This window comes from Catenuloplanes atrovinosus, assembly GCF_031458235.1.
In the GTDB taxonomy this organism is placed as follows: Bacteria; Actinomycetota; Actinomycetes; order Mycobacteriales; family Micromonosporaceae; genus Catenuloplanes; species Catenuloplanes atrovinosus.
Window position 1 is genome coordinate 7,656,701 of record NZ_JAVDYB010000001.1, and the last position, 20,161, is coordinate 7,676,861.

14 protein-coding genes and 1 pseudogene are annotated in these 20,161 nt (G+C 70.1%); 6 read left to right on the forward strand and 9 right to left on the reverse strand.

Annotated features, from left to right (window positions below):
- Nucleotides 1-924: 924 nt before the first annotated feature.
- The 8 genes and pseudogenes from J2S41_RS34075 to rpmH all read right to left on the reverse strand — a co-directional run bounded on the left by J2S41_RS34075 (nt 925) and on the right by rpmH (nt 8,926).
- Entirely contained in the window at nt 925-2,031 is a 1,107-nt protein-coding gene (locus J2S41_RS34075) for a ParB/RepB/Spo0J family partition protein (protein WP_310374199.1), read from the reverse strand.
- Nucleotides 2,032-2,180: 149 nt separating this feature from the next.
- Nucleotides 2,181-3,095 (reverse strand): annotated as a pseudogene (locus J2S41_RS34080) (ParA family protein); the annotation flags it as partial.
- 2,343 nt (nt 3,096-5,438) lie between these two features.
- Nucleotides 5,439-6,236 (reverse strand): 16S rRNA (guanine(527)-N(7))-methyltransferase RsmG, encoded by a 798-nt coding sequence (gene rsmG, locus J2S41_RS34085; protein ID WP_374728201.1) that lies wholly within the window; start codon nt 6,234-6,236, stop codon nt 5,439-5,441.
- A 3-nt stretch (nt 6,237-6,239) separates the two neighbouring features.
- Nucleotides 6,240-6,809 carry a Jag family protein gene (locus tag J2S41_RS34090; protein WP_310374202.1) on the reverse strand — a complete coding sequence of 190 codons (570 nt, stop codon included), beginning with the start codon at nt 6,807-6,809 and terminating at the stop codon, nt 6,240-6,242.
- A gap of 101 nt (nt 6,810-6,910) precedes the next feature.
- A complete protein-coding gene (gene yidC / locus J2S41_RS34095; protein ID WP_310374204.1) occupies nt 6,911-8,026 on the reverse strand; it encodes a membrane protein insertase YidC in 1,116 nt (371 codons plus the stop codon).
- Nucleotides 8,019-8,303, reverse strand: a complete 285-nt coding sequence (gene yidD, locus J2S41_RS34100) for a membrane protein insertion efficiency factor YidD (RefSeq protein ID WP_310374205.1) — start codon at nt 8,301-8,303, stop codon at nt 8,019-8,021. Before yidD ends, yidC begins: the two co-directional genes overlap by 8 nt.
- Nucleotides 8,300-8,752: a ribonuclease P protein component gene (gene rnpA, locus J2S41_RS34105; protein ID WP_310374207.1), complete on the reverse strand. Its 453-nt coding sequence runs from the start codon at nt 8,750-8,752 to the stop codon at nt 8,300-8,302. The genes yidD and rnpA overlap by 4 nt, the downstream gene beginning before the upstream one ends.
- Before the next feature lie 36 nt (nt 8,753-8,788).
- Nucleotides 8,789-8,926: a 50S ribosomal protein L34 gene (gene rpmH / locus J2S41_RS34110; protein WP_310374211.1), complete on the reverse strand. Its 138-nt coding sequence runs from the start codon at nt 8,924-8,926 to the stop codon at nt 8,789-8,791.
- A gap of 659 nt (nt 8,927-9,585) precedes the next feature.
- On the opposite strand from rpmH, the gene dnaA reads away from it, so the two are divergent.
- From dnaA to J2S41_RS34135, 5 genes are all read left to right on the forward strand, one after another.
- The gene (gene dnaA / locus J2S41_RS34115; RefSeq protein ID WP_310374212.1) at nt 9,586-11,535 is read left to right on the forward strand and encodes a chromosomal replication initiator protein DnaA; all 1,950 of its coding nucleotides are present in this window, start codon (nt 9,586-9,588) and stop codon (nt 11,533-11,535) included.
- Nucleotides 11,536-12,528: 993 nt separating this feature from the next.
- Complete coding sequence (gene dnaN / locus J2S41_RS34120; RefSeq protein ID WP_310374214.1) at nt 12,529-13,662, forward strand: DNA polymerase III subunit beta; 1,134 nt, start codon at nt 12,529-12,531, stop codon at nt 13,660-13,662.
- Between the two features lie 35 nt (nt 13,663-13,697).
- Complete coding sequence (gnd, locus tag J2S41_RS34125) at nt 13,698-14,567, forward strand: phosphogluconate dehydrogenase (NAD(+)-dependent, decarboxylating) (RefSeq protein WP_310374216.1); 870 nt, start codon at nt 13,698-13,700, stop codon at nt 14,565-14,567.
- Between the two features lie 78 nt (nt 14,568-14,645).
- Nucleotides 14,646-15,812 (forward strand): DNA replication/repair protein RecF, encoded by a 1,167-nt coding sequence (recF, locus tag J2S41_RS34130; RefSeq protein WP_310374217.1) that lies wholly within the window; start codon nt 14,646-14,648, stop codon nt 15,810-15,812.
- Nucleotides 15,802-16,353, forward strand: a complete 552-nt coding sequence (locus J2S41_RS34135; protein ID WP_310374219.1) for a DciA family protein — start codon at nt 15,802-15,804, stop codon at nt 16,351-16,353. The genes recF and J2S41_RS34135 overlap by 11 nt, the downstream gene beginning before the upstream one ends.
- Nucleotides 16,354-17,074: 721 nt before the next feature.
- Here J2S41_RS34135 and J2S41_RS34140 read toward each other — a convergent pair.
- Nucleotides 17,075-17,629 carry a hypothetical protein gene (locus J2S41_RS34140; protein WP_310374220.1) on the reverse strand — a complete coding sequence of 185 codons (555 nt, stop codon included), beginning with the start codon at nt 17,627-17,629 and terminating at the stop codon, nt 17,075-17,077.
- A 538-nt stretch (nt 17,630-18,167) separates the two neighbouring features.
- Here J2S41_RS34140 and gyrB point away from each other — a divergent pair.
- A complete protein-coding gene (gene gyrB / locus J2S41_RS34145) occupies nt 18,168-20,111 on the forward strand; it encodes a DNA topoisomerase (ATP-hydrolyzing) subunit B (protein ID WP_310374222.1) in 1,944 nt (647 codons plus the stop codon).
- Nucleotides 20,112-20,161: the final 50 nt, after the last annotated feature.

Sequence of the window (20,161 nt, forward strand, 5' to 3'; positions counted from 1 at the left end):
CCCGCCCCTCGCTATCGCGGTCAGTTGGCCGGCGCCACGCGGCCGCCGGGCTCCGCCGACCGAAGCGGCGGGCCGCAGGGTCCGGGCCGCACATGGCGTGGGTCAAATCCGCACGCCGCCGGATCCGACCCCGCCCTGCTGACCGCCGCGACCTGACGTAGCGGCAACGCTCACCACCGAGAACCGTCCACGGCCGATCAACGCGAAGCTGCGACTACCTAGCTGCTCGCCCAGGCTGGGAGGTCCCGAGTGCCGAAGTGATGGTGGTGGCGAAGCGGGCAGGCTTCGCGATCAACCTCGGTTCGAGACATGGCAAGAAGGGCGTTGAAAAGCGTTGTAGCACCGAGAGGGTGCCAGCCGGCTGAGATGGCGCCCTGGGTGACCGCCACGGCGTATCGCATGTTCAATCGTCGGGTTCGCTGAAACCACCAGACACACGGGGATGAAGCGCGGTCGGCACGTAGTCAGCGGGTCGACATACCAGCCAACGCCTGAGCGGCTAGGTAAAGCAGGGGGGCGGCCGACGAAGGGCGTCGGCACCGCCGAGAGCCGCGCCGGATTCCGGCGTTGCGAAGCGGCGTGGACCGCATCGGGCCGCCGTAATGTGGCGGACGAGCAGCGCGGGCAAGCACCTCCAAGCTGCCTACTCGAAGCGCACTGACCAATGTCGCAGTTGACCTTGAGGCCAAAACACGCTTCGATCAGCCCGTCATCGGTCAGGGAGCGCGCGGACACGTTGACCGACACCGGGCCTCAAGTCCGCCTCACCCGACGTCAGCCGCTACTTCGCGCGAGCGTTTCACGTGAAACCACCACAGCGATGAGGGCCGCCTGTCAGCGAGCGGTCCCGAACGTACCGCTGAATGCACATCGGCCCGAAGGGCCAAAGCCTCCGAGCCGATCACATATTGGTGCACGGGAACCTTAGGCGTCCTCGTCCTCCCGGGACTCGACGCCGATTATTCCGACGATGCGCTCAAGGTCGTCGACCGTGGCGAACTCGATCGTGATCTTTCCCTTGCTGCGGCCAATGTCGACCTTCACGCGGGTGTCGAACCGGTCCGAGAGGCGGTCGGCCAAGTCGTTGAGCGCGGGGGCGTGCGGCTTGGCGCGGCGCTTCACCGGCTTCTTGGCCACCGGGCCGTCGCTCAACGCCAGCTGCACCAGTTCCTCGGTGCCGCGAACAGAGATGCCCTCGTTGACGATGCGCTTGGCCATCTCGTCCTGGGCGTCCGCGTCCTCCAGTGCGAGCAGGGCCCGTGCATGGCCGGCGGAGAGCACGCCGGCAGCGACACGGCGCTGGACCTGCGGGGGGAGGTTCAGGAGGCGGATGGTGTTGGAGATCTGGGGGCGGCTGCGGCCGATCCGGCGGGCGAGCTCGTCGTGGGTGGCGCCGAACTCCTCGAGCAGCTGCTGGTACGCGGCGGCTTCTTCGAGCGGGTTCAGGTTGGCGCGGTGGATGTTCTCCAGGAGAGCATCGCGGAGCATCGCGTCGTCCTTGGTTTCCCGGACGATCGCGGGGATGGACTCGCGGCCGATGGCCTGAGCGGCCCGCCAGCGGCGCTCACCCATGACGAGCTCGTAGCGGCCTGCTTCGAGCTCGCGGACCACAATCGGCTGGAGGAAGCCGACCTCCTGAATGGAGATCTTGAGTTCTTCCAGCGCCTCCTCGTCGAAGACGTGCCGCGGCTGCTTCGGGTTGGCGACGATGTCCGTCACCGAGATCTCGGCGAAGCGGGCGCCGGGCACCGGGGCGAGCGCGGGCTCCGCGGCGACGGACGCCGGAGCGGGTTCGGTGGCCGCAGCCGCGGTCGCCGGCTCGGAGGCCGGCGACGGTGCCGGAACGACGGGCGCAGGCGGCGTGGCCGGAGAGGCAGACGCCGGTGCAGCGGACACCGGCGCGGCCGGAGCCGGGGGCGGTGCCGCGGCCGGACCGGATGGGGCGGGTACGGCCGCCGTCTCGGCCGCAGGCGCGGTGGGGATCAGGGCTCCGAGTCCACGCCCGAGCCCGCCCTTAGGACCCTTCCTCATGTGCCCGCTTCTCCTTGCTCCGATGCTGCCGCCACCGCCGCGCCACCCGCGACGGCCACCAAGACGCCCGAATCAACCACAGTGTCACACCACCACGGGCCAGCGATGCGCCGTCCCGGAACCGATCATGCTAAAGCGCGCCGCGGCGCCTATCCGTTGCGGCCCAGGTCTTCCTTGGCGCCCCGCTCGGCGATCTCGCGGGCGGCCTCGAAGTAACTGGTGGCGCCGCGGGAGCCGGGGTCGTAGGTGACGACCGACTGCCCGTAGCTGGGCGCCTCGGAGACGCGGACGTTCCGGGGGATGACGGACTGCAGCACCTTGTCGCCGAAGTGGTTCCGCACGTCCTGCTCGACCGCGTCGGCCAGGCGGGTGCGCCGGTCGTACATGGTCAGCAGGATCGTGGAGACGTCGAGCGTGGGGTTGAGGTGCTGGCGTACCAGGTTGATGTTGTTGATCAGCTGGTTGAGTCCTTCCAGCGCGTAGTACTCGCACTGGATCGGGATCAGGACCTCCTGCGCCGCCACCAGCGCGTTGACCGTGAGCAGGCCGAGCGACGGCGGGCAGTCGATGAACACGTAGTCGAACTGCTCCGGGTGGCTCTTGATCGCGCGGGAGAGCCGCGACTCACGGGCGACCACGGAGACCAGTTCGATCTCGGCGCCGGCCAGGTCGATGGTCGCGGGCACGCACCAGAGGTTCGGGATGCCCTCGACGCCCTGCGCGACATCCGCCAGCGGCACGTTGTCGATCAGGCAGTCGTAGACGTCCGGCACGCCCGCGTGATGCGGCACGTTGAGGCCCGTGGACGCGTTGCCCTGCGGGTCAAGGTCGACCACCAGCACGCGGTTGCCGTGCAGCGCGAGCGCGACCGCAAGGTTGACGGTCGTAGTGGTCTTGCCGACGCCGCCCTTTTGGTTGGCGACGCACATGATCCGGGGGTGCGCCGGACGAGGCATGGTCACCTCGCCGCTCGGGTTGAGGATCTGCACGGCGCGCAACGCCTCCATGGCCAGAGGAAGGTCGTCGTCGGCGGGAGCCGACGTTTCACGTGAAACATAGGGTTCGTGGTCTGCTTCGGCCGGCACTTCGGGTCCGCCGTAGCCGTTTCCCACCCGCGGTTGCGGCACCGGATACTCCTCGCCCTCAAATCCACCCGGTCCTACCGGGGCAGGCTCAATCCTGCCGTACGAGGGCTCGCCCAGCGAGCCGTCATAGCGCGTTTCACGTGAAACAGGGTAAGAGGAGGAGCCTGAGTAGCTTCCGTAGTCCTGCACCGTGTCATCCCTGCCAGAATCGGATGAGTCCACACTATCGACGCGCGGCCAGCCTACGGCCGTGGGGCGCCCATGGCCACGCCCATCCGGCCCATGTTTCACGGGAAACGAAGAAGCCTCTGAACTGAAGACCATAAAACCAGATGCGAGCCGCAGTACGCCGGAACAATGCGCCTCGCAATCGGGCCAGCCGGTGCCGTCGGGAGCGTCCAACAGCGGGTCGATCTCCGGAGGCGGTGGCTTGAGGCTCGCGGCCATCGCGGAGGCCAATGACGCGGACAGCGGCGCGGTGAAGGTGGCCGGAAGAAGCGGAACCGCCGCCACTGGTACGGAGATCGGCGCCGGATAGGTCGGCGATGGTTCTTTCGCCGGGGCCGGTGAGTCGGCCGGTCGCGCGAGGGCCTGTGAGTCGGTGGTTGATCGCCCGGAGGTCGGCACGCCGAGGGTTGCTCCTCCGGGGAGCGGCGCAGCGGTGGGTCGCACCGAGGCGGACGAATCCGCGGGTGGCCGCCCGGACGCCGACGGGCCGGCAGGTGGTTGACCGGCGACCGGTGAAACTACGGACGGTCGCCCCGGGGTCCGTGGAACAGCGGGTGACCGCTTCGCGGCAGGTGCGCCAGCGGGCGATCGCTCGGGCACCAGTTCTCCGACGGGGGATAGCTCAGAGGCTGGCGTACTGACAGATGGCCGCGTCACGACCGGCGGGTGCAAGCCACCCGGGCCGGACGCGGGTGTGCCGGATGCGAGCGGGTCGGAAGCGCGCGGGACGGCCGTGAGAGGACCGGATGCCAGAAGCTCGGCACCGGGGGAGGCGGTGGCATCGGTTCGCCTGAAGGCGAGGCGACCGAACGGGGTGGAGTCGTCGGCCACCACTCTTCGGCCCGGGAGACGCAAGCCACCGGACACTACTGGCGAACCGGCGACTTGGGTGTCGTCGCGCGCCGTCGGACCAGCCGGCGTTGGCGGCCCCGGCACTACCGCCAGCCCCTCCGGCACCGCTAGGCCCGCCACCGCAGAAGACTCATGCAACCCCACCGGCTCCGGCAAGTCGGGACACCTTGGCTCCGCGCGATCGTCAGGCGTCGCTTCGCCCGAAAGCACCGGTGACTCCGCACCCGTCGGCCGCTCCTCGATAGGCCCGTCGTGGCCACCAGAATGCCTTGGGCCCAGCACCGAGGAAGCGCCGGCCGCAGTCGCTTGGGGAGCCTTCGAGCCTTCCGCTGCCTTGGCTGATGTGGTCGATTTGGTCGGCTGGGGAACGCGCCCTGATTTCCGGCCTCGCCGGGTGGCTCGCGTCGTGGGGGACACCGCCTGCTCCCGCACGCCGGATACGAAGCCCGGGTTCGTCGTGGACGGGACGGGCACCGCGGGAGGGGTCGTCGGCGCCGAGCGTGGCGAAGCGGGCGCGCCCGCCGGCTGCTGAACAGAAGCGGTTGACGCAGGCCGCCCTTTGGCGCGAGCCTGTGGCGGCGGAGCAATCAGTGGCGAGACGGGCTCCCCCGGCGGAGATGCGACCAGTGGGGAAGCGGCATCCGCCGCCGGCGCCGGCGAGGACCCGGCACCCGCCGACGACGACGCGAAGGGTGAGGAGGCAGCACCCGCCGACGACGACGCGACCGGTGAGGCGGCAGCACCCGCCGCCGGGAACGCGACGGGAGAGGATGCAGGGTCCCCCGGAGAGGGAGCAACCGACGACGGGGTGGCATTCGCGGCTTGCCGTGCGAGCGGCGATGCGGTGGCAGCTGCCGACGCATCGAGAACCGCAGGGGAGAACCCGACCACCGGTGAGACCGCATCCCGGGCTCTCACCGATTCGGATGCCGAGGGTGCGACACGTACCAGCGAAGGAGCGGAGGAAGGCTCCACTGGCCGGACGGAAGCCCGCGGAGCGCCAGGGCCTGCGGTGGAATCCGGTTCCACCAGGTCGGCAGGAGCCGGTGAGGAAGCCGCCCGCTCAGCAGAGTCCCGCTCCACCGTCGAGGCAGGGGCGAGCGGTGAGTCGGATACCGCCGATGACTCGGCGGCCGCCATGGAGGCATGAACCGGCGGTGGGGTAGGGGCCTCGGCTGAGGGTGGGGGCGCCGCCGGACGTACGCCACTGGCTTTCCGCTTACCGCGCCGCCGACCCCGCATCTAGCCCCTCCGCTTCCTCCCGCCCCCGAAGCCACCGCCGGTCCTGGACGCGGCCCCGCGGCGCTCCGGGCGGGAACCCTTCCCCGACCGTGCCGGCACGACCCGCTCCCGGACGATCTCCACCACGGTCGTCGGTGCGGCGAGGAGTTCCTCCCCGCACCGCCGGACGACCGGCGTGGAACCGCCCAGCCGACCGACCGCGTCCCGGTGCTCCGCGATCTCGTCGGCGGCCGAGGACCCCTTGAGGGCCAGCAGCCGTCCGCCGAGGGCGGTGAGGGGTAGGCACCAGCCCGCGAGCCGATCGAGCGGCGCGACCGCCCGCGCGGTGACGACGTCGGCGGGGGAGAGGGGGTCCCCGACGACCTCTTCGGCGCGGCCCCGGATCACCGTGGTGGTGTCGTCCAGGCCCAGCGCCGTCACCGCTTCCGCCAGGAAGGCGGTGCGTCGTGCCAGTGGCTCGACCAGCGCGATCGTGAGATCTGGACGGGCCACCGCAAGCACGATACCGGGCAAACCCGCCCCAGAGCCGACGTCGACGACGGAAGCGCCGGAAGGGATTAGCTGGGCGACCGCGGCGCAGTTGAGCAGGTGCCGTTCCCAGATGCGCGGGGCCTCGCGCGGGCCGATCAGGCCGCGGACCACTCCGTCCGTACCGAGGAGGGTGGCGAACTCCGATGCCAGCGCGAGCCGATCGCCGAACAGTGCCTCGGCCGCGGGGCGCAGCGGGTCGGGGAGTGAAAGATCAAGCGGCTCGGAGGGCGCGGTGCCCTCCGAGCCGCTGGAAGCGGATTCGCGCACGGATCAGTCGACCGGCCGCACGACGATGCGACGGCTGGGCTCGACGCCCTCCGACTCGCTCTCCACGCCGGACGCCGCGTTGATCACGTCGTGCACGCACTTGCGCTCGAACGCGGACATCGGCTCCAGGCGGACGGGCTCGCCGTGCTCGCGGACCTTCTCGATCGCGTTGCGCGCGACCGCGGCCAGCTCCTTGCGGCGGGAGTTGCGGTAGCCGCCGACGTCGAGCAGCAGCCGGCTGGGGGAGCCGGTGGCCCGGAAGATCGCCAGCCGGGTCAGCTCCTGGAGCGCCTCGAGGGTCGCGCCGCGCTGGCCGACGAGCGGCTGCAGCCGCCCGCCGACGACCTCGACCATGGGACGGCCCCCGGAGACGAGCTCGTCGATGTCGCCGTCGTAGTCGAGGATGTCCAGCAGACCCTCGACGTAGTCGGCGGCGATCTCACTCTGGCGGAACAGGTCGCTGTCGGACGGGCCTTCCGATTCCTTGGTCTCCTCGCTGTCGTCGTCGTGCTCGACGACGGTCTCCTCGGTCTCGAGGTCCTGGTCAGCGTGGGGAGTGCTGGTATCGGTCACGGTGTCATCTCCGTACTCGCTGGGCCGGACCGTCACCGGTCCGCTGGTTCCCCGGTGTCCCGCCGCGCAGGGCCGGGACACCGGGCACGTTTATGGGGCCGTCAGCCCTTGGGCTTTGCCGACGGGTTGCTCTTCTTCGCCCGGGAGGGGACTCCGCCGGTACGCCCGACCGCGTTCTTGCCGGGTGTACCGCCGGCCTTGGCCGGTGCGGCACCGTTCGCCTGGGCCTTGGTGGCCTGGGCGGTCCGGCCCGGGCGCACCGGCTTGGCGCCCGGCTTGGGGGCGAGCGCCTTGGTGTCGACGGCCGGCTTGGCGGGCTCGGCCGGCGCGCTCTTGCGGCCGAACATGCCGGTCTTCACGGGCTCGCTCTGCCGGGACGCGCCGGAGCCGCCCGTCTTTCCGGTCGTGGCGGTGACCGGCGGCGGGAACTTCCGGAGCACCCACTGCTGCTGAGCGAGGGTGACGAGGTTGTTCGACACCCAGTAGATGATCACACCGATCGGGAACAAATAGCCCGAAACAAGGAGAGAAAGCGGAATTCCGTACAGCATCAGACGCTGGATCATCTTCTGCTGAGGGTCCTCGGCCCAGCCGGTCTTGAGGATCATCTGACGGCTGGTCAGGTACGTGGTGGCCATCATGATGAGGACGAGCAGGCCGGCCACGACCATCACGGTGGCGCGGTTGGCGCCCAGCCGGACCAGTTCCTCCGTGGTGGAGCCGAACTTGCCCGCGATCGGCACGGTGAAGAGCTTCGCGTTGGCGGCGCCGTCGAACTGCTCCGCGGTCCATCCGTACAGCGTCTTGTTGGTCTTGGACGGGTCCAGGCGGCGGAGCACGTGGAAGAGGCCGAAGAAGACCGGGATCTGGATGAACATCGGAAGGCAACCCATCAGCGGGTTCGCCTTCTCCTTGCGGTAGAGCTCGACCATCTCCTTCTGGAGGGTCTCGCGGTCACCCTTGTGCTTGTCCTGCAGCGCCTTGAGCTGGGGCTGAAGGGCCTGCACCGCGCGCTGCGACTTGATCTGCTTGACGAAGACCGGGAACAGCACCACGCGGACGGTCACGACCAGGAAGACGATCGCGAGAATCCAGGACCAGTTGGTGCCGAGGATGGTGGTGTCGGGCACCCCGATGAAGTCCCAGGCCGCGTGCCACTTCAGCAGGATCCATGAGATCGCCCAATAGATCGGGTCCAGATTGACGAAGTCAAACAATTCCGGCTCCAGTCACATTCGCGCGACGGCGGTCCGGGTCGGGCACCGGGTCGAATCCGCCAGGATGGAAGGGGTGGCAGCGCAGCAGCCGCCAGATCGCGAGCCGGCTCCCCCGCAGTGCTCCGTGCCGCGTGACCGCCTCGAGGGCGTATGCGCTGCACGACGGATAGAAACGACAGCGTGCCGGCAGCGCCGGGCTTATCCACTGACGGTACGCGATGACGCAGCGCGCCAGCGCACGGGCCGCGAGCGTGGGTGGACGCTCGGTATCGCTCATCCGGCACCATCCCTGCGACGCTTCGCACCGTCGGATCGGCGGCGGGTCTGCGGGGCGGCAGCGGCCCGCAACGCCGCATCGAGATCAAGACCGAGTCGGGGGTACGGCGTGAGCGCCGCACCCGGTTGGGCGCGCACGACCAGCGTGGCGCCGGCCGGCAGCGTGCCGATCCGCTCGCGCACCAGGTGCCGCAGGCGACGGCGGACCCGGTTGCGGACGACCGCATTGCCGACCGCCTTGGAAACGACGAAGCCGGCGCGCGCCGCATCGGCGGCGTGCACCGGCTCGATCGTCTCGTGCTGCTGCCCCTCGCCGTCGGCCTCGGTGGGGAGACCGGCGGACGCGAGATGGAGGTGGACGACGACGGCTCCGCGCGCGGCACGACGGCCAGCGCGGATCGCTACGGCGAAGTCGCTGCTACGCCGCAGTCGCTGCGCTGCGGCCAACACGACTGACCTGCCCCCTCCTGGCCGGCGGGCCGGACCTCAGGCAGACAGCTTGGCGCGGCCCTTGGCGCGCCGGGTGGAGAGGATCGCGCGACCCGCACGGGTGCGCATGCGCAGCCGGAACCCGTGGGTCTTCGCGCGGCGGCGGTTGTTCGGCTGGAAGGTGCGCTTGCTCACGTCAAACTCCGTCTTCGTACGGCCCGGGCACGCTCTGCGAGCCGGAGGTCGTCTGGTCCTGCGTTCCCCGAGGCCGGAGGTGATCTTGCAAACGGCCCGAAGTCTCTGGTCAATGCTAACCGGCCGCGCCGGGAGTCGCCCGGCGGGCCGCTACAGCCAGCCGATTAGCCTGCCCAGAGTACGCGCGTGTACCAGCGGGCGTCAAAACGCGCGACCTGGCACACCGGCGGTGAACTGCCGCTTCGCGCTCCGCGGGTCCGCGCGTACCGATCGGCGGTTGATGCTGCGGGGCCATCGCTGTTAGCGTGCCCGTTTGCCGGTGGCGACATCGGCGGACCGGCCGTCGCGGCGCACCCGGGGCGGCCAGAACCGGACGAGGGGGAAAGTCGTTCGGCACGGTGGACCCTTCTCATCCGCGCCACCGCAGCTCGGCAGGTCTCACCAGCAACGGACGGTAAGCCACAATCGGTCGGTACACAGGGTGTGGATAACCTGTGGACGACGGTCGTGAAGAACGTGGGTAGCAGCAGTGTCATCGCTGTCGGCGGGGGGCCGGCCGCGATCGGCCGCGGACCCGCGCTTCCGGCGACCAAGAGACGACAGCGGCAACCGGCCGGCAGGCGACCGGTGATGTCGGGAGCGATGGGGGTGGCGGGACGGTGGCCGACACGGTCGACCTGGCCTCGGTGTGGAGCGCCGCAACCGACGATCTCGCCGATGAGATCGTGTCGGCGCAGCAGCGCGCCTACCTCCGCCTGACCCGGCTGCGCGCGATCGTCGAGGACACCGCGCTGCTCTCCGTGCCGGACGCGTTCACCCGGGACGTGATCGAGTCGCGGCTGCGCCCGGCGATCACGGACGCGCTCTCCCGCCGGCTCGGCCGCCCGATACAGGTGGCGGTGACCGTGCGCCCGCCGGAGGACGGCGCGGGCCGCCCGTCCGGAACGGTCTACGGCACGCCGTCGACGCCGCAGGAGGCCGCGCCCGCCTACCCGGAGCGCGAGGCGCTGTTCGACCCCCCGGCCGCGGACCCCGTCCCGTTCCCGGAGCAGGAGTACGCCCGGCCGGCCCGCGCGGAGAGCCCGAACCGCGACCGCGACCGCGACCGCGCCGACGACGTGCCCGAGCCGCGGTACCGCGAGGCGGAGCATCCGATGGCCGCGCAGAACGGCGCCCGCCGCGAGCCCGCGCCCGACCGCGACGACGCGCAGGCCGCGCTGTTCGCCGCGCCGCCGCGGGCCGAGTCGTTGCCGTCCCGTCCCGCGCCCGCCGCGGAGCCGCGCGCGCCGCAGCAGTCCGCGCCGGCCGACGATCCGTACCGGACCGTTGCCTACCCGGCCGCGCCCGCCGCGGTCCACGAGCGGGCCGACGAGCCGCGGACCAGGCCGGACGCGTTCAACGACGACACGCCGCCGCCGTTCGGCCGCGAGCAGCGCCAGGTCCCGCCGCGGATGCAGGACGAGCCCGCGGACACCGGGCCGGGCGACAGCGGGCCCGGGCGTACCGTGCGGGATATCCGGCCCGGCGTCACCGGCGGTCCGGGCGGGCTGGACCGCGCGCGCCCCGGCGGCGAGTCCGGCGGCAACCGGCTGAACCCGAAGTACATGTTCGAGACGTTCGTCATCGGCTCGTCCAACCGGTTCGCGCACGCCGCGTCCGTGGCGGTGGCGGAGTCGCCGGCCAAGGCGTACAACCCGCTGTTCATCTACGGCAGTTCCGGGCTGGGCAAGACGCACCTGCTGCACGCGATCGGGCACTACGCCACGACGCTGGGCCACGCGCGCTCGGTGCGGTACGTGTCGACCGAGGAGTTCACCAACGAGTTCATCAACTCGCTCCGGGACGACAAGACCAGCGCGTTCCAGCGGCGGTACCGGGACACCGACATCCTCCTGATCGACGACATCCAGTTCCTGGTGAGCCGGGAGCGGACCCAGGAGGAGTTCTTCCACACGTTCAACACGCTGCACAACGCGAACAAGCAGATCGTCATCACCTCGGACCGGTCGCCGAAGCAGCTGACCACGTTGGAGGACCGGCTGCGCACCCGCTTCGAGTGGGGCCTGCTCGCCGACATCCAGCCGCCGGACCTGGAGACGCGGATCGCGATCCTGCAGAAGAAGGCCGCGCAGGAGCGCCTGTTCGCGCCGCCGGACGTGCTGGAGTTCATCGCGTCGCGGATCTCGTCCTCGATTCGTGAACTGGAGGGCGCGCTGATCCGGGTGACCGCGTTCGCGAGCCTGACCCGCTCGCCGGTCGCGCTGTCGCTGGCCGAGGAGGTGCTGCGGGACTTCATCCCGGACGGTGCCGGCCCGGAGATCACCGCGGACCAGATCATGGTGTCGACCTCTGAGTACTTCGGGGTGAGCCTGGAGGACCTACGTGGGCACTCCCGGTCCCGGGTGCTGGTGAACGCGCGCCAGGTGGCCATGTACCTGTGCCGGGAGCTGACGGATCTGTCGCTGCCCCGGATCGGGCAGGCGTTCGGCGGCCGCGACCACACCACGGTCATGCACGCGGACCGGAAGATCCGGCAGCAGATGGCGGAGCGGCGGTCGCTGTACAACCAGATCGCCGAGCTGACCAACCGGATCAAGCAGAACTCGTAGCCCGGCGGGGCCGCCACACCGCTGTTACTCAACTGTTACCAGGGCGTTCGTCCCACCTCCGGTCCGCGAGGTGCGACGAGCGCCCTTCGTCGTACCGGCGGTTATCCCCAGAAGTTATCCACCGCTTGTCCACTGCGTGCGTGGTCCGTCCACAGGCATCCACAGATTTTGGGCGTTCTCCACAGGCATCAATCCACAGACTGTGGAGAAGCAGCGTGCAAGTGTGCGGGGCGATATTCCCATATCCACAGGTGGCGACGGCTATCCACATCCTCCGATCGGTTGGTTGTCCACACTGTCCACAGACCGTCCACACGCTATCCACCGGAGTTATGCACAGTCGGTGGACAAGTGCTGCCCACGATCAATGTGCTTCATCCACAGCTGGGGATAACTCCTGGGGAAACGACTGTGGACGTGTACACGCAGTGATCGGCTGTCCCCAGCTGTGGACGGCGTGTGAATAGCCTGTTGAAGGTTCTGGGGATAACTCTTATGCACAGGCGGCCCGGCGTCCGCGGCACAATCCACACCTGGGGAGAAACCCCGTGGAAAACACGTGGATAACCGTGGTTACGCAGTGGATAACCCGGTGAAGATCAAACGGCCTGTGGAGAACCTGCCGGGTTATACCCCGCTTCTCCACAGCAAAATCACCGGTGGATAACGCTCTGACCTGCGGATACTCGGGTTTTCCCCAGAATCCACACCACCGATGACTACGACTCTCTTTATTTCTAGATATAAAAAAGATCAATCATCGGCTTGTGGAGGATCTTGAAGTTCGCGCCGGTGTGAAACCTCGCCGAGGAGAGTCGACGGATGGCGCGAACGCACGGGGGCGGGGAAGCAGAGGTCATCGGGGAGACCTAAGGTTCGATAGGTCAGGGCCGGGCGCACCCGGTCCGCACAGGGTCTGGCCCGCGTACCCACCTCTTGGCGCTGGACCGGCAGAATAGGGACCGCCCAACCAGTCGACGCGGAGGCATGGCCATGAAGTTCCGAGTGGAGCGCGACGCGCTCGCCGACGCCGTGGCGTGGACCGCCAAGAGCCTGCCCAGCCGGCCGTCCGTGCCGGTGCTGGCCGGCGTGATGCTGCGGGTCACCGACGGCGTGCTGCAGGTCTCGGGGTTCGACTACGAGGTCTCCAGCCAGGTGAGCGTGGAGGTCCAGGGCGACTCCGACGGCGCCGCGCTGGTCTCCGGCCGCCTGCTCGCCGAGATCACCAAGGCGCTCCCGGCCAAGCCGGTGGACATCGCCGCCGTCGGCCCGCACCTGGAGCTGGTCTGCGGCAGCGCCCGGTTCACGCTGCCGACCATGCCGGTCGAGGACTACCCGAGCCTGCCGGACATGCCGGCCAGCGCCGGCACCGTGGACGCGGCCGCGTTCGCCGCCGCGGTCAGCCAGGTGGCGATCGCCGCCGGTCGCGACGAGACGCTGCCGATGATGACCGGCGTGCGGCTGGAACTGACCGGCTCCACGCTGGCCATGCTGGCCACCGACCGCTACCGGCTCGCCATGCGCGAGATCGAGTGGTCCCCGGAGGACCCGGACATCAGCATCAACGCGCTCGTGCCGGCGAAGACCCTCAACGACACGGCGAAGACGCTCGGCCCGCTGGGCGGCCAGGTGACCCTGGCGCTCGCGCACGGCGGCGCGGGCGAAGGAATGATCGGATTCGCCGGCGGGACCCGCCGGACGACCAGCCGGCTGCTGGACGGCGCCAACTACCCGCCCGTCCGGTCGCTGTTCCCGGCATCGCACAACGCGCAGGCGCGGGTCTCGGTCTCCGCACTCCAGGAGGTCACCCGCCGCGTGGCGCTGGTCGCCGAGCGCACCACCCCCATCCTGCTCAGCTTCAGCGAGGACGGTCTCGTCGTCGAGGCCGGCGGCACCGAGGAGGCGCGGGCCAGCGAGGCCATGGACGCCACCTTCACCGGCGAGGCGCTGACCATCGGCTTCAACCCGCAGTACCTGCTGGACGGGTTGAACGGTCTGAACGCGCCCACGGCCGTGCTGTCGTTCGTCGACGCGTTCAAACCGGCCGTGTTGTCCCCCGCGAGCGAAGACGGCGAGATCATTACTGGGTACCGGTACCTGATCATGCCGATCCGGGTAACCCGCTGATACGCGGAAGCAAGAACCACTGCAAGGGGGACGAAATGCAATTGGGCCTGGTTGGCTTGGGCCGGATGGGCGGCAACATGCGGGAACGCATCCGCGCCGCCGGTCACGACGTTGTCGGATACGACCCGAGGCCCGAGATCAGCGACGCGGCCAGCCTGGCCGAGCTGGTCGAGAAGCTCGCAGCGCCGCGAGTCGTCTGGGTCATGGTGCCGTCCGGCGTCACCGAGGACATCATCGATCAGCTCGGCGGCCTGCTGTCCGCCGGTGACATCGTCATCGACGGTGGTAACTCCAAGTTCACCGACGACGGCCCGCGGGCGGAGCGGCTCGGCGCGCTCGGCATCGGTTACATGGACGTCGGCGTCTCCGGCGGTGTGTGGGGCATCACCAACGGCTACGCGCTGATGGTGGGCGGCGAGAAGCAGCACGTCGACCACTGCATGCCGATCTTCGAGGCGCTCAAGCCGGCCGGCGAGTTCGGCTTCGCGCACGCCGGCCCGGTCGGTGCCGGCCACTACTCGAAGATGGTCCACAACGGCATCGAGTACGGCCTGATGCACGCCTACGCCGAGGGCTACGAGCTGCTCAAGGCCTCCGAGCTGGTGCACAACGTGCCCGAGGTGTTCAAGAGCTGGCGGGAGGGCTCGGTGGTCAAGTCCTGGCTGCTCGACCTGCTCGACCGCGCGCTCGACGAGGACCCGGAACTGGCCAACATCAAGGGGTACGCGGAGGACACCGGCGAGGGCCGCTGGACCGTCGAGGAGGGCATCCGCCTCGCCGTCCCGATGAACGTCATCGCCGCCTCGCTCTTCGCGCGCTTCACGTCCCGGCAGGAGGACTCGCCGGCCATCAAGGCCGTCGCCGCCCTGCGCAACCAGTTCGGCGGTCACGCCGTCAAGAGGTAGGTCCGGCCTTCGGCGGGGGTGTGAGCGACAATCGAGCGCACACCCCCGTCGGCTTTCCCAGGCAAAGGATCTCCCCGCATGTACGTCCGCCGGCTCGAACTCGTCGACTTCCGCTCGTACGAGCGCGTCGGCATCGACCTGGAGCCCGGCGGAACCGTCCTGGTCGGACCCAACGGGGTCGGCAAGACCAACCTGATCGAGGCGCTCGGCTACGTGGCCACGCTCGGCAGCCACCGCGTCGCGGTCGACGCGCCGCTGGTCCGTTTCGGCGCCTCCGCCGCGGTCGTCCGCTGCGCGATCGTGCACGACGGCCGGGAACTGCTCGTCGAGCTGGAGATCGTCCCCGGCCGCGCCAACCGGGCGCGTCTCGGCCGCTCGCCGGTCCGCCGATCCCGCGACATCCTGGGCGCGCTCCGGCTGGTGCTGTTCGCCCCGGAGGACCTGGAACTGGTCCGGGGCGACCCCGGCGAGCGCCGCCGCTACCTGGACGACCTGCTGGTCGCGCGCCAGCCGCGGTACGCGGGCGTGCGCGCCGACTACGAGCGCGTGGTGAAGCAGCGCAACGCGTTGCTGCGCACCTCCTACCAGCGGCGGCGGTGGGCCGGCGGCGACCGGGACGGCTCCGACCTGGCCACGCTGGAGGTGTGGAACGCGCAGCTCGCCCGGTACGGCGCGGAACTGCTGGCCGGCCGCCTGGAGCTGTGCGCCGCGCTCGGCCCGCACATCGCCAAGGCCTACGACGCGGTCGCGGCCGGCAAGGGCGCGGCCGCCATCGCGTACAAGATCGGCTCCTCCGGCCGCGGCACCGAACGGCTGAGCGACCCGCCGAGCCCGCTGCCGGACCGCGCCGGCCTGGAACAGCTACTGGCCGGGATGCTCGCCGACGCGCGCCCCGCCGAGGTCGACCGCGGCACGACGCTGGTCGGCCCGCACCGCGACGACGTGCTGCTCACGCTCGGCGACCTGCCCGCCAAGGGCTACGCCAGCCACGGCGAGTCCTGGTCGTACGCGCTCGCGCTCCGCCTGGCCGCCTACGATCTGCTGCGCGACGACGGCATCGAGCCGGTGCTGGTCCTGGACGACGTCTTCGCCGAGCTGGACGCGGGTCGCCGCACCCGCCTCGCCGACCTGGTCGCCGGCGCCGCACAATTGCTGGTCACATGCGCGGTCGCCGAGGACGTGCCGGAGGCGCTGCGCGGTGCCCGGTTCGCCGTGACCGAGGGGGAGGTCCACCGTGTCGCATGATCGGCCCGTACCGGAGCCGCTGGAGCCGCCGGCCGGCGTGCAGGGCCCGGAGCTTGCCCGCGCCGTCCTCGACGCCGCCAAGGCCCGCCGCGACGCCGCCCGCGCCCAGCGCCGCACCTCACCGCGGCCCGGCGCCGCCGAGTCCGGCCGCCGGCTGCGCGGCTACTCCGGTCCCGGCCCCGACCCACGCGACCCCCAACTGCTCGGCACGATGCTGAACCGCCTGGTCCAGACCCGCGGCTGGCAGCGCCCCACCGCCGAGGCCTCCCTCTTCGGCGCCTGGGAGAAGATCGTCGGTGCCGACGTGGCCGCACACAGCCGCCCCGTCAAACTGGAGAACGGCGAACTGACCGTCGAGGCCGAGTCCACCGCCTGGGCCACCCAGCTCCGCCTCCTCGCCGCCGGCCTGATCAAGCGCATCGCCGGCGAGGTCGGCCACGGCGTCGTCAAGAAACTCCACATCCACGGCCCCGCCGCCCCCAGCTGGAGCAAGGGTCCCCGCCGCGTCCGCGGCCGCGGCCCCCGTGACACCTACGGCTGACCGAGCCCCGAATTTCGCGGCCGGCCGGGCGGGTTGACGCGCTCGGCTCCCGCTCCACCGGGTGCTGCCCTCGACCACCACGGGCCGATCTCGCGGTGCCGGTCTCAGGACACAGGGTCGACTCGCGGGGCTTCCATGCTTGGTCGCGGCTCGTTTGCTCTGCTTACCCGAACAAATAACCCAAACCGTGCGGCTGGATGAGCATGCTTGGGCTCGCGCCGCTCAGGTAAGCAGAGCAAAGCGGCCCGCGAATCAGCGCAAGGCTGGCCATAGGGCGCTCTATACCGATATTCGGGCGCGAAGCGCCCGATCTGACGGCACCCACCGCGGTCATCCGCGGCCCGCGAGTCAGGTGGGCACTGGAGCTAGCGAGTCCTGTCGGTTCCCAGCCGACGCTCGGGGCGCGGTCGGGAACCGGAGCCGCCGAACACCGCGCGCCCTCAGCGGCTCGGAAGCCGCGGCCGGCAGCCGTGGCGATGGGATGCCGCGTGGGTTTCCGGGAGTGGTGCGGGACCGGCTCCGACGCCGCGTGCGGAGCGGAGCGCTAGCGGAGTCGAAGCCCGCGGCGAGGTTTGCCCGCGGGAGCACTCGCCACGCAACCACCCGAAAAGCGGGAAAATCCGCCCCTACTAAATCTCAACCCCGCCAGCCACTCGGCCGCACCTGCCCCACGAGCCCGCCCACCAGACCGTGGGGTCCGGGGCTCGGCCCTGGGAATTCCTCAGTAGTCGGCGTAGACGGCGAAGGCGCGGTCGGCGCAGCGGCGGTAGAAGCGGGCCAGGACGGCGAGTTCGGAGAGGGGGAAGGCCCACTGGGGGGCGCCGCCGGACTCGTCGCGGAGGGAGTCCATGCGGGTTTCGAGCCAGCGCAGCTGTTGTTCGGCGAGGCGGCTGTCGGCGATGGCGGTGCGCAGGACCTCGCCGACGGTGTCGAAGGTGACCAGGTCGCCGAGCTTCTCGTGGCCGATCACGAACTTCTCCAGGCCGCCGGCGATCCAGGCGCAGCCGTCGGGGTCGATCACCGGGTCCTCGTCCTCGTTCGCGGCCTCTGTGGCGTAAAGCACACCCTTGAGGCCGAGGAGCAGATCGACGAGTTCGGTGTACGCGGTGGCGCGCACGGTGCCGGTCTCGGCGATGTGGCCGGCCAGCGCGGCCGTGGGGGACGCGACGTCAGGCGCGTCGGCGAGCTCGGCGAAGTCCACGAACGCGGCGGGTGCCACCGGGTCGTAGAACCGGCCCGTGCGTGGCCACTGCACGGCGACGTTGTCAAGCCCCATCGGGGGTCACCTTCCCTTACCGCCTCGGACAGCATCGAACGCCTAGCGCCCCGCGCCGGGGCAGGTTACGGCACCGGACGGGCCGAGCGCGACCCCGGCGCACCCGGAGCGGCCATGCGTGCTTCGTCACTCATTTTTGCTGTCCCAGCGTGACGGTGCCGCACGCATTTTCTCGCTCACCGCGGCTTTCGTGGCGATATGCGCCGCTCGGCTGGCCGCCCTCGCTCGCCCGGGGTGCGTGGGGGGAGTCGAGATCGGGCGGTTCTCGCCGCTACGGAGGTCTCAGGTGCCCGGAAGGGGATGCCGTACCCGGAGAATGTCGTCGGCGCACAGTAGGATGGAGGCGATCGGGACACCGAGGGCAAGCTGATCGCGGAGACACACTCCGTAACCGGCTTCGGCCGCAGTGTCCCGCCGATCGCGATCCGCGGGCTTCCCGCGGCGACCGCGCGACCCTGAGGGCCGCGCGTGTCGTCGTGCGCCCGCCGAACCCGCACCGTTCGCCCCCCGGGTGTCCGGTGCGAGAAAGTGGCCGAGGGTGGCAGCGGAAGAAAAGCAGGAGTACAACTCCGATTCACTCACCGTGCTCGAGGGCCTCGAGGCGGTGCGGAAGCGGCCCGGTATGTACATCGGGTCCACCGGCGAGCGCGGTCTGCACCACCTGGTGTGGGAGATCGTGGACAACGCGGTGGACGAGGCGCTGGCCGGCTACTGCGACACGATCGACGTGACGCTGCTGGAGGACGGCGGCGTGCGCGTCCAGGACAACGGCCGCGGCATCCCCGTCGATCTCCACCCGAAGCTGCAGAAGCCGGGTGTCGAGGTGGCCTACACGGTGCTGCACGCCGGCGGAAAGTTCGACGGCAAGGCGTACGCGGTCTCCGGCGGTCTGCACGGCGTCGGCGCGGCGGTGGTGAACGCGCTGTCGACCAAGGTCACCGTGGAGATCCACAAGGCCGGCAAGCACTGGCGGCAGGGCTTCGTCGCCTCCAAGCCCGACCCGATCGAGAAGCTCGGCGACACCGATCGCACCGGCACCACCGTGTCGTTCTGGCCGGACCCGGCGATCTTCGAGACCATCGAGTTCGACTTCCAGACGATCTACCGGCGCCTCCAGGAGATGGCCTTCCTGAACAAGGGCCTGACCATCCACATCGTGGACGAGCGTCAGACCGACGAGGAGGGGCGTAAGCGCGAGGTCACCTTCTGCTACAAGGAGGGCATCGCCGACTTCGTCCGCCACCTCAACCAGACGAAGACGCCGATCCACAAGTCGGTGATTCAGTTCGACGCGGAGGGCGACGGCATCGCGGTGGAGATCGCGATGCAGTGGAACGAGTCGTACGGCGAGTCGGTCTACACGTTCGCCAACACCATCAACACCCACGAGGGCGGTACGCACGAGGAGGGCTTCCGCTCCGCGCTGACCACGCTGATCAACCGGTACGGCACGGAGAAGAAGATCCTCAAGGGCGACGAGAAGCTCTCCGGCGAGGACATCCGCGAGGGCCTGGCCGCCATCATCTCGGTGAAGCTGGCGAACCCGCAGTTCGAGGGCCAGACCAAGACCAAGCTGGGCAACACCGAGGCCAAGAGCTTCGTGCAGAAGATCTGCAACGAGTGGCTGGTCGACTGGCTGGACCGGAACCCGGCCGAGGCCCGCACGATCATCTCGAAGGCGTCGCAGGCGGCGCGCGCCCGGATCGCGGCGGCGCAGGCGCGCAAGCTGGCCCGCCGCAAGTCGCTGCTGGAGTCCGGCTCGATGCCGGGCAAGCTGGCCGACTGCCAGTCGACCGATCCGCGCGTCTCCGAGCTGTTCATCGTCGAGGGTGACTCGGCCGGCGGCTCCGCGAAGCAGGGGCGCGACCCGAAGGTGCAGGCCATCCTGCCGATCCGCGGCAAGATCCTGAACGTGGAGAAGGCGCGCATCGATCGCGTGCTGAAGAACAACGAGGTCCAGGCGCTGATCACGGCGCTCGGCACCGGTATCCACGACGACTTCGACATCGAGAAGCTGCGGTACCACAAGATCATCCTGATGGCCGACGCGGACGTGGACGGCCAGCACATCCAGACGCTGCTGCTCACGCTGCTGTTCCGCTTCATGCGGCCGCTGGTCGAGCTGGGCCACGTGTACCTGGCCGCGCCGCCGCTCTACAAGATCAAGTGGAACCGCAAGGGCGACGACGCGCAGTACGCGTACTCCGACCGCGAGCGGGACGGCCTGATCCGGCTGCGCCAGGAGAAGAAGCCGAACGCGAAGCCGGACGACATCCAGCGGTTCAAGGGTCTCGGCGAGATGAACTACCCCGAGCTGTGGGAGACCACGATGAACCCGGCCACGCGGACGCTGCGCCAGGTGAGCCTGGACGACGCTGCAACCGCGGACGAGCTTTTCAGCGTCCTCATGGGGGAGGACGTGGAAGCACGCCGTTCGTTCATCCAGCGCAACGCGAAGGACGTGCGCTTCCTGGACATCTAGCGGAGAGCGGCCGAGCCGCTCTCGCAGAGTTATCCACAGCTTCCGCGCTT

Bases quoted from the DNA above. Each gene is read 5' to 3' on its own strand.
- gnd (WP_310374216.1), top strand. From the start codon at position 13,698: ATGCAATTGGGCCTGGTTGGCTTGGGCCGGATGGGCGGCAACATGCGG.
- dnaN (WP_310374214.1), top strand. From the start codon at position 12,529: ATGAAGTTCCGAGTGGAGCGCGACGCGCTCGCCGACGCCGTGGCGTGG.
- yidD (WP_310374205.1), bottom strand. From the start codon at position 8,303: ATGAGCGATACCGAGCGTCCACCCACGCTCGCGGCCCGTGCGCTGGCG.
- recF (WP_310374217.1), top strand. From the start codon at position 14,646: ATGTACGTCCGCCGGCTCGAACTCGTCGACTTCCGCTCGTACGAGCGC.
- J2S41_RS34075 (WP_310374199.1), bottom strand. From the start codon at position 2,031: ATGAGGAAGGGTCCTAAGGGCGGGCTCGGGCGTGGACTCGGAGCCCTG.
- J2S41_RS34140 (WP_310374220.1), bottom strand. From the start codon at position 17,629: ATGGGGCTTGACAACGTCGCCGTGCAGTGGCCACGCACGGGCCGGTTC.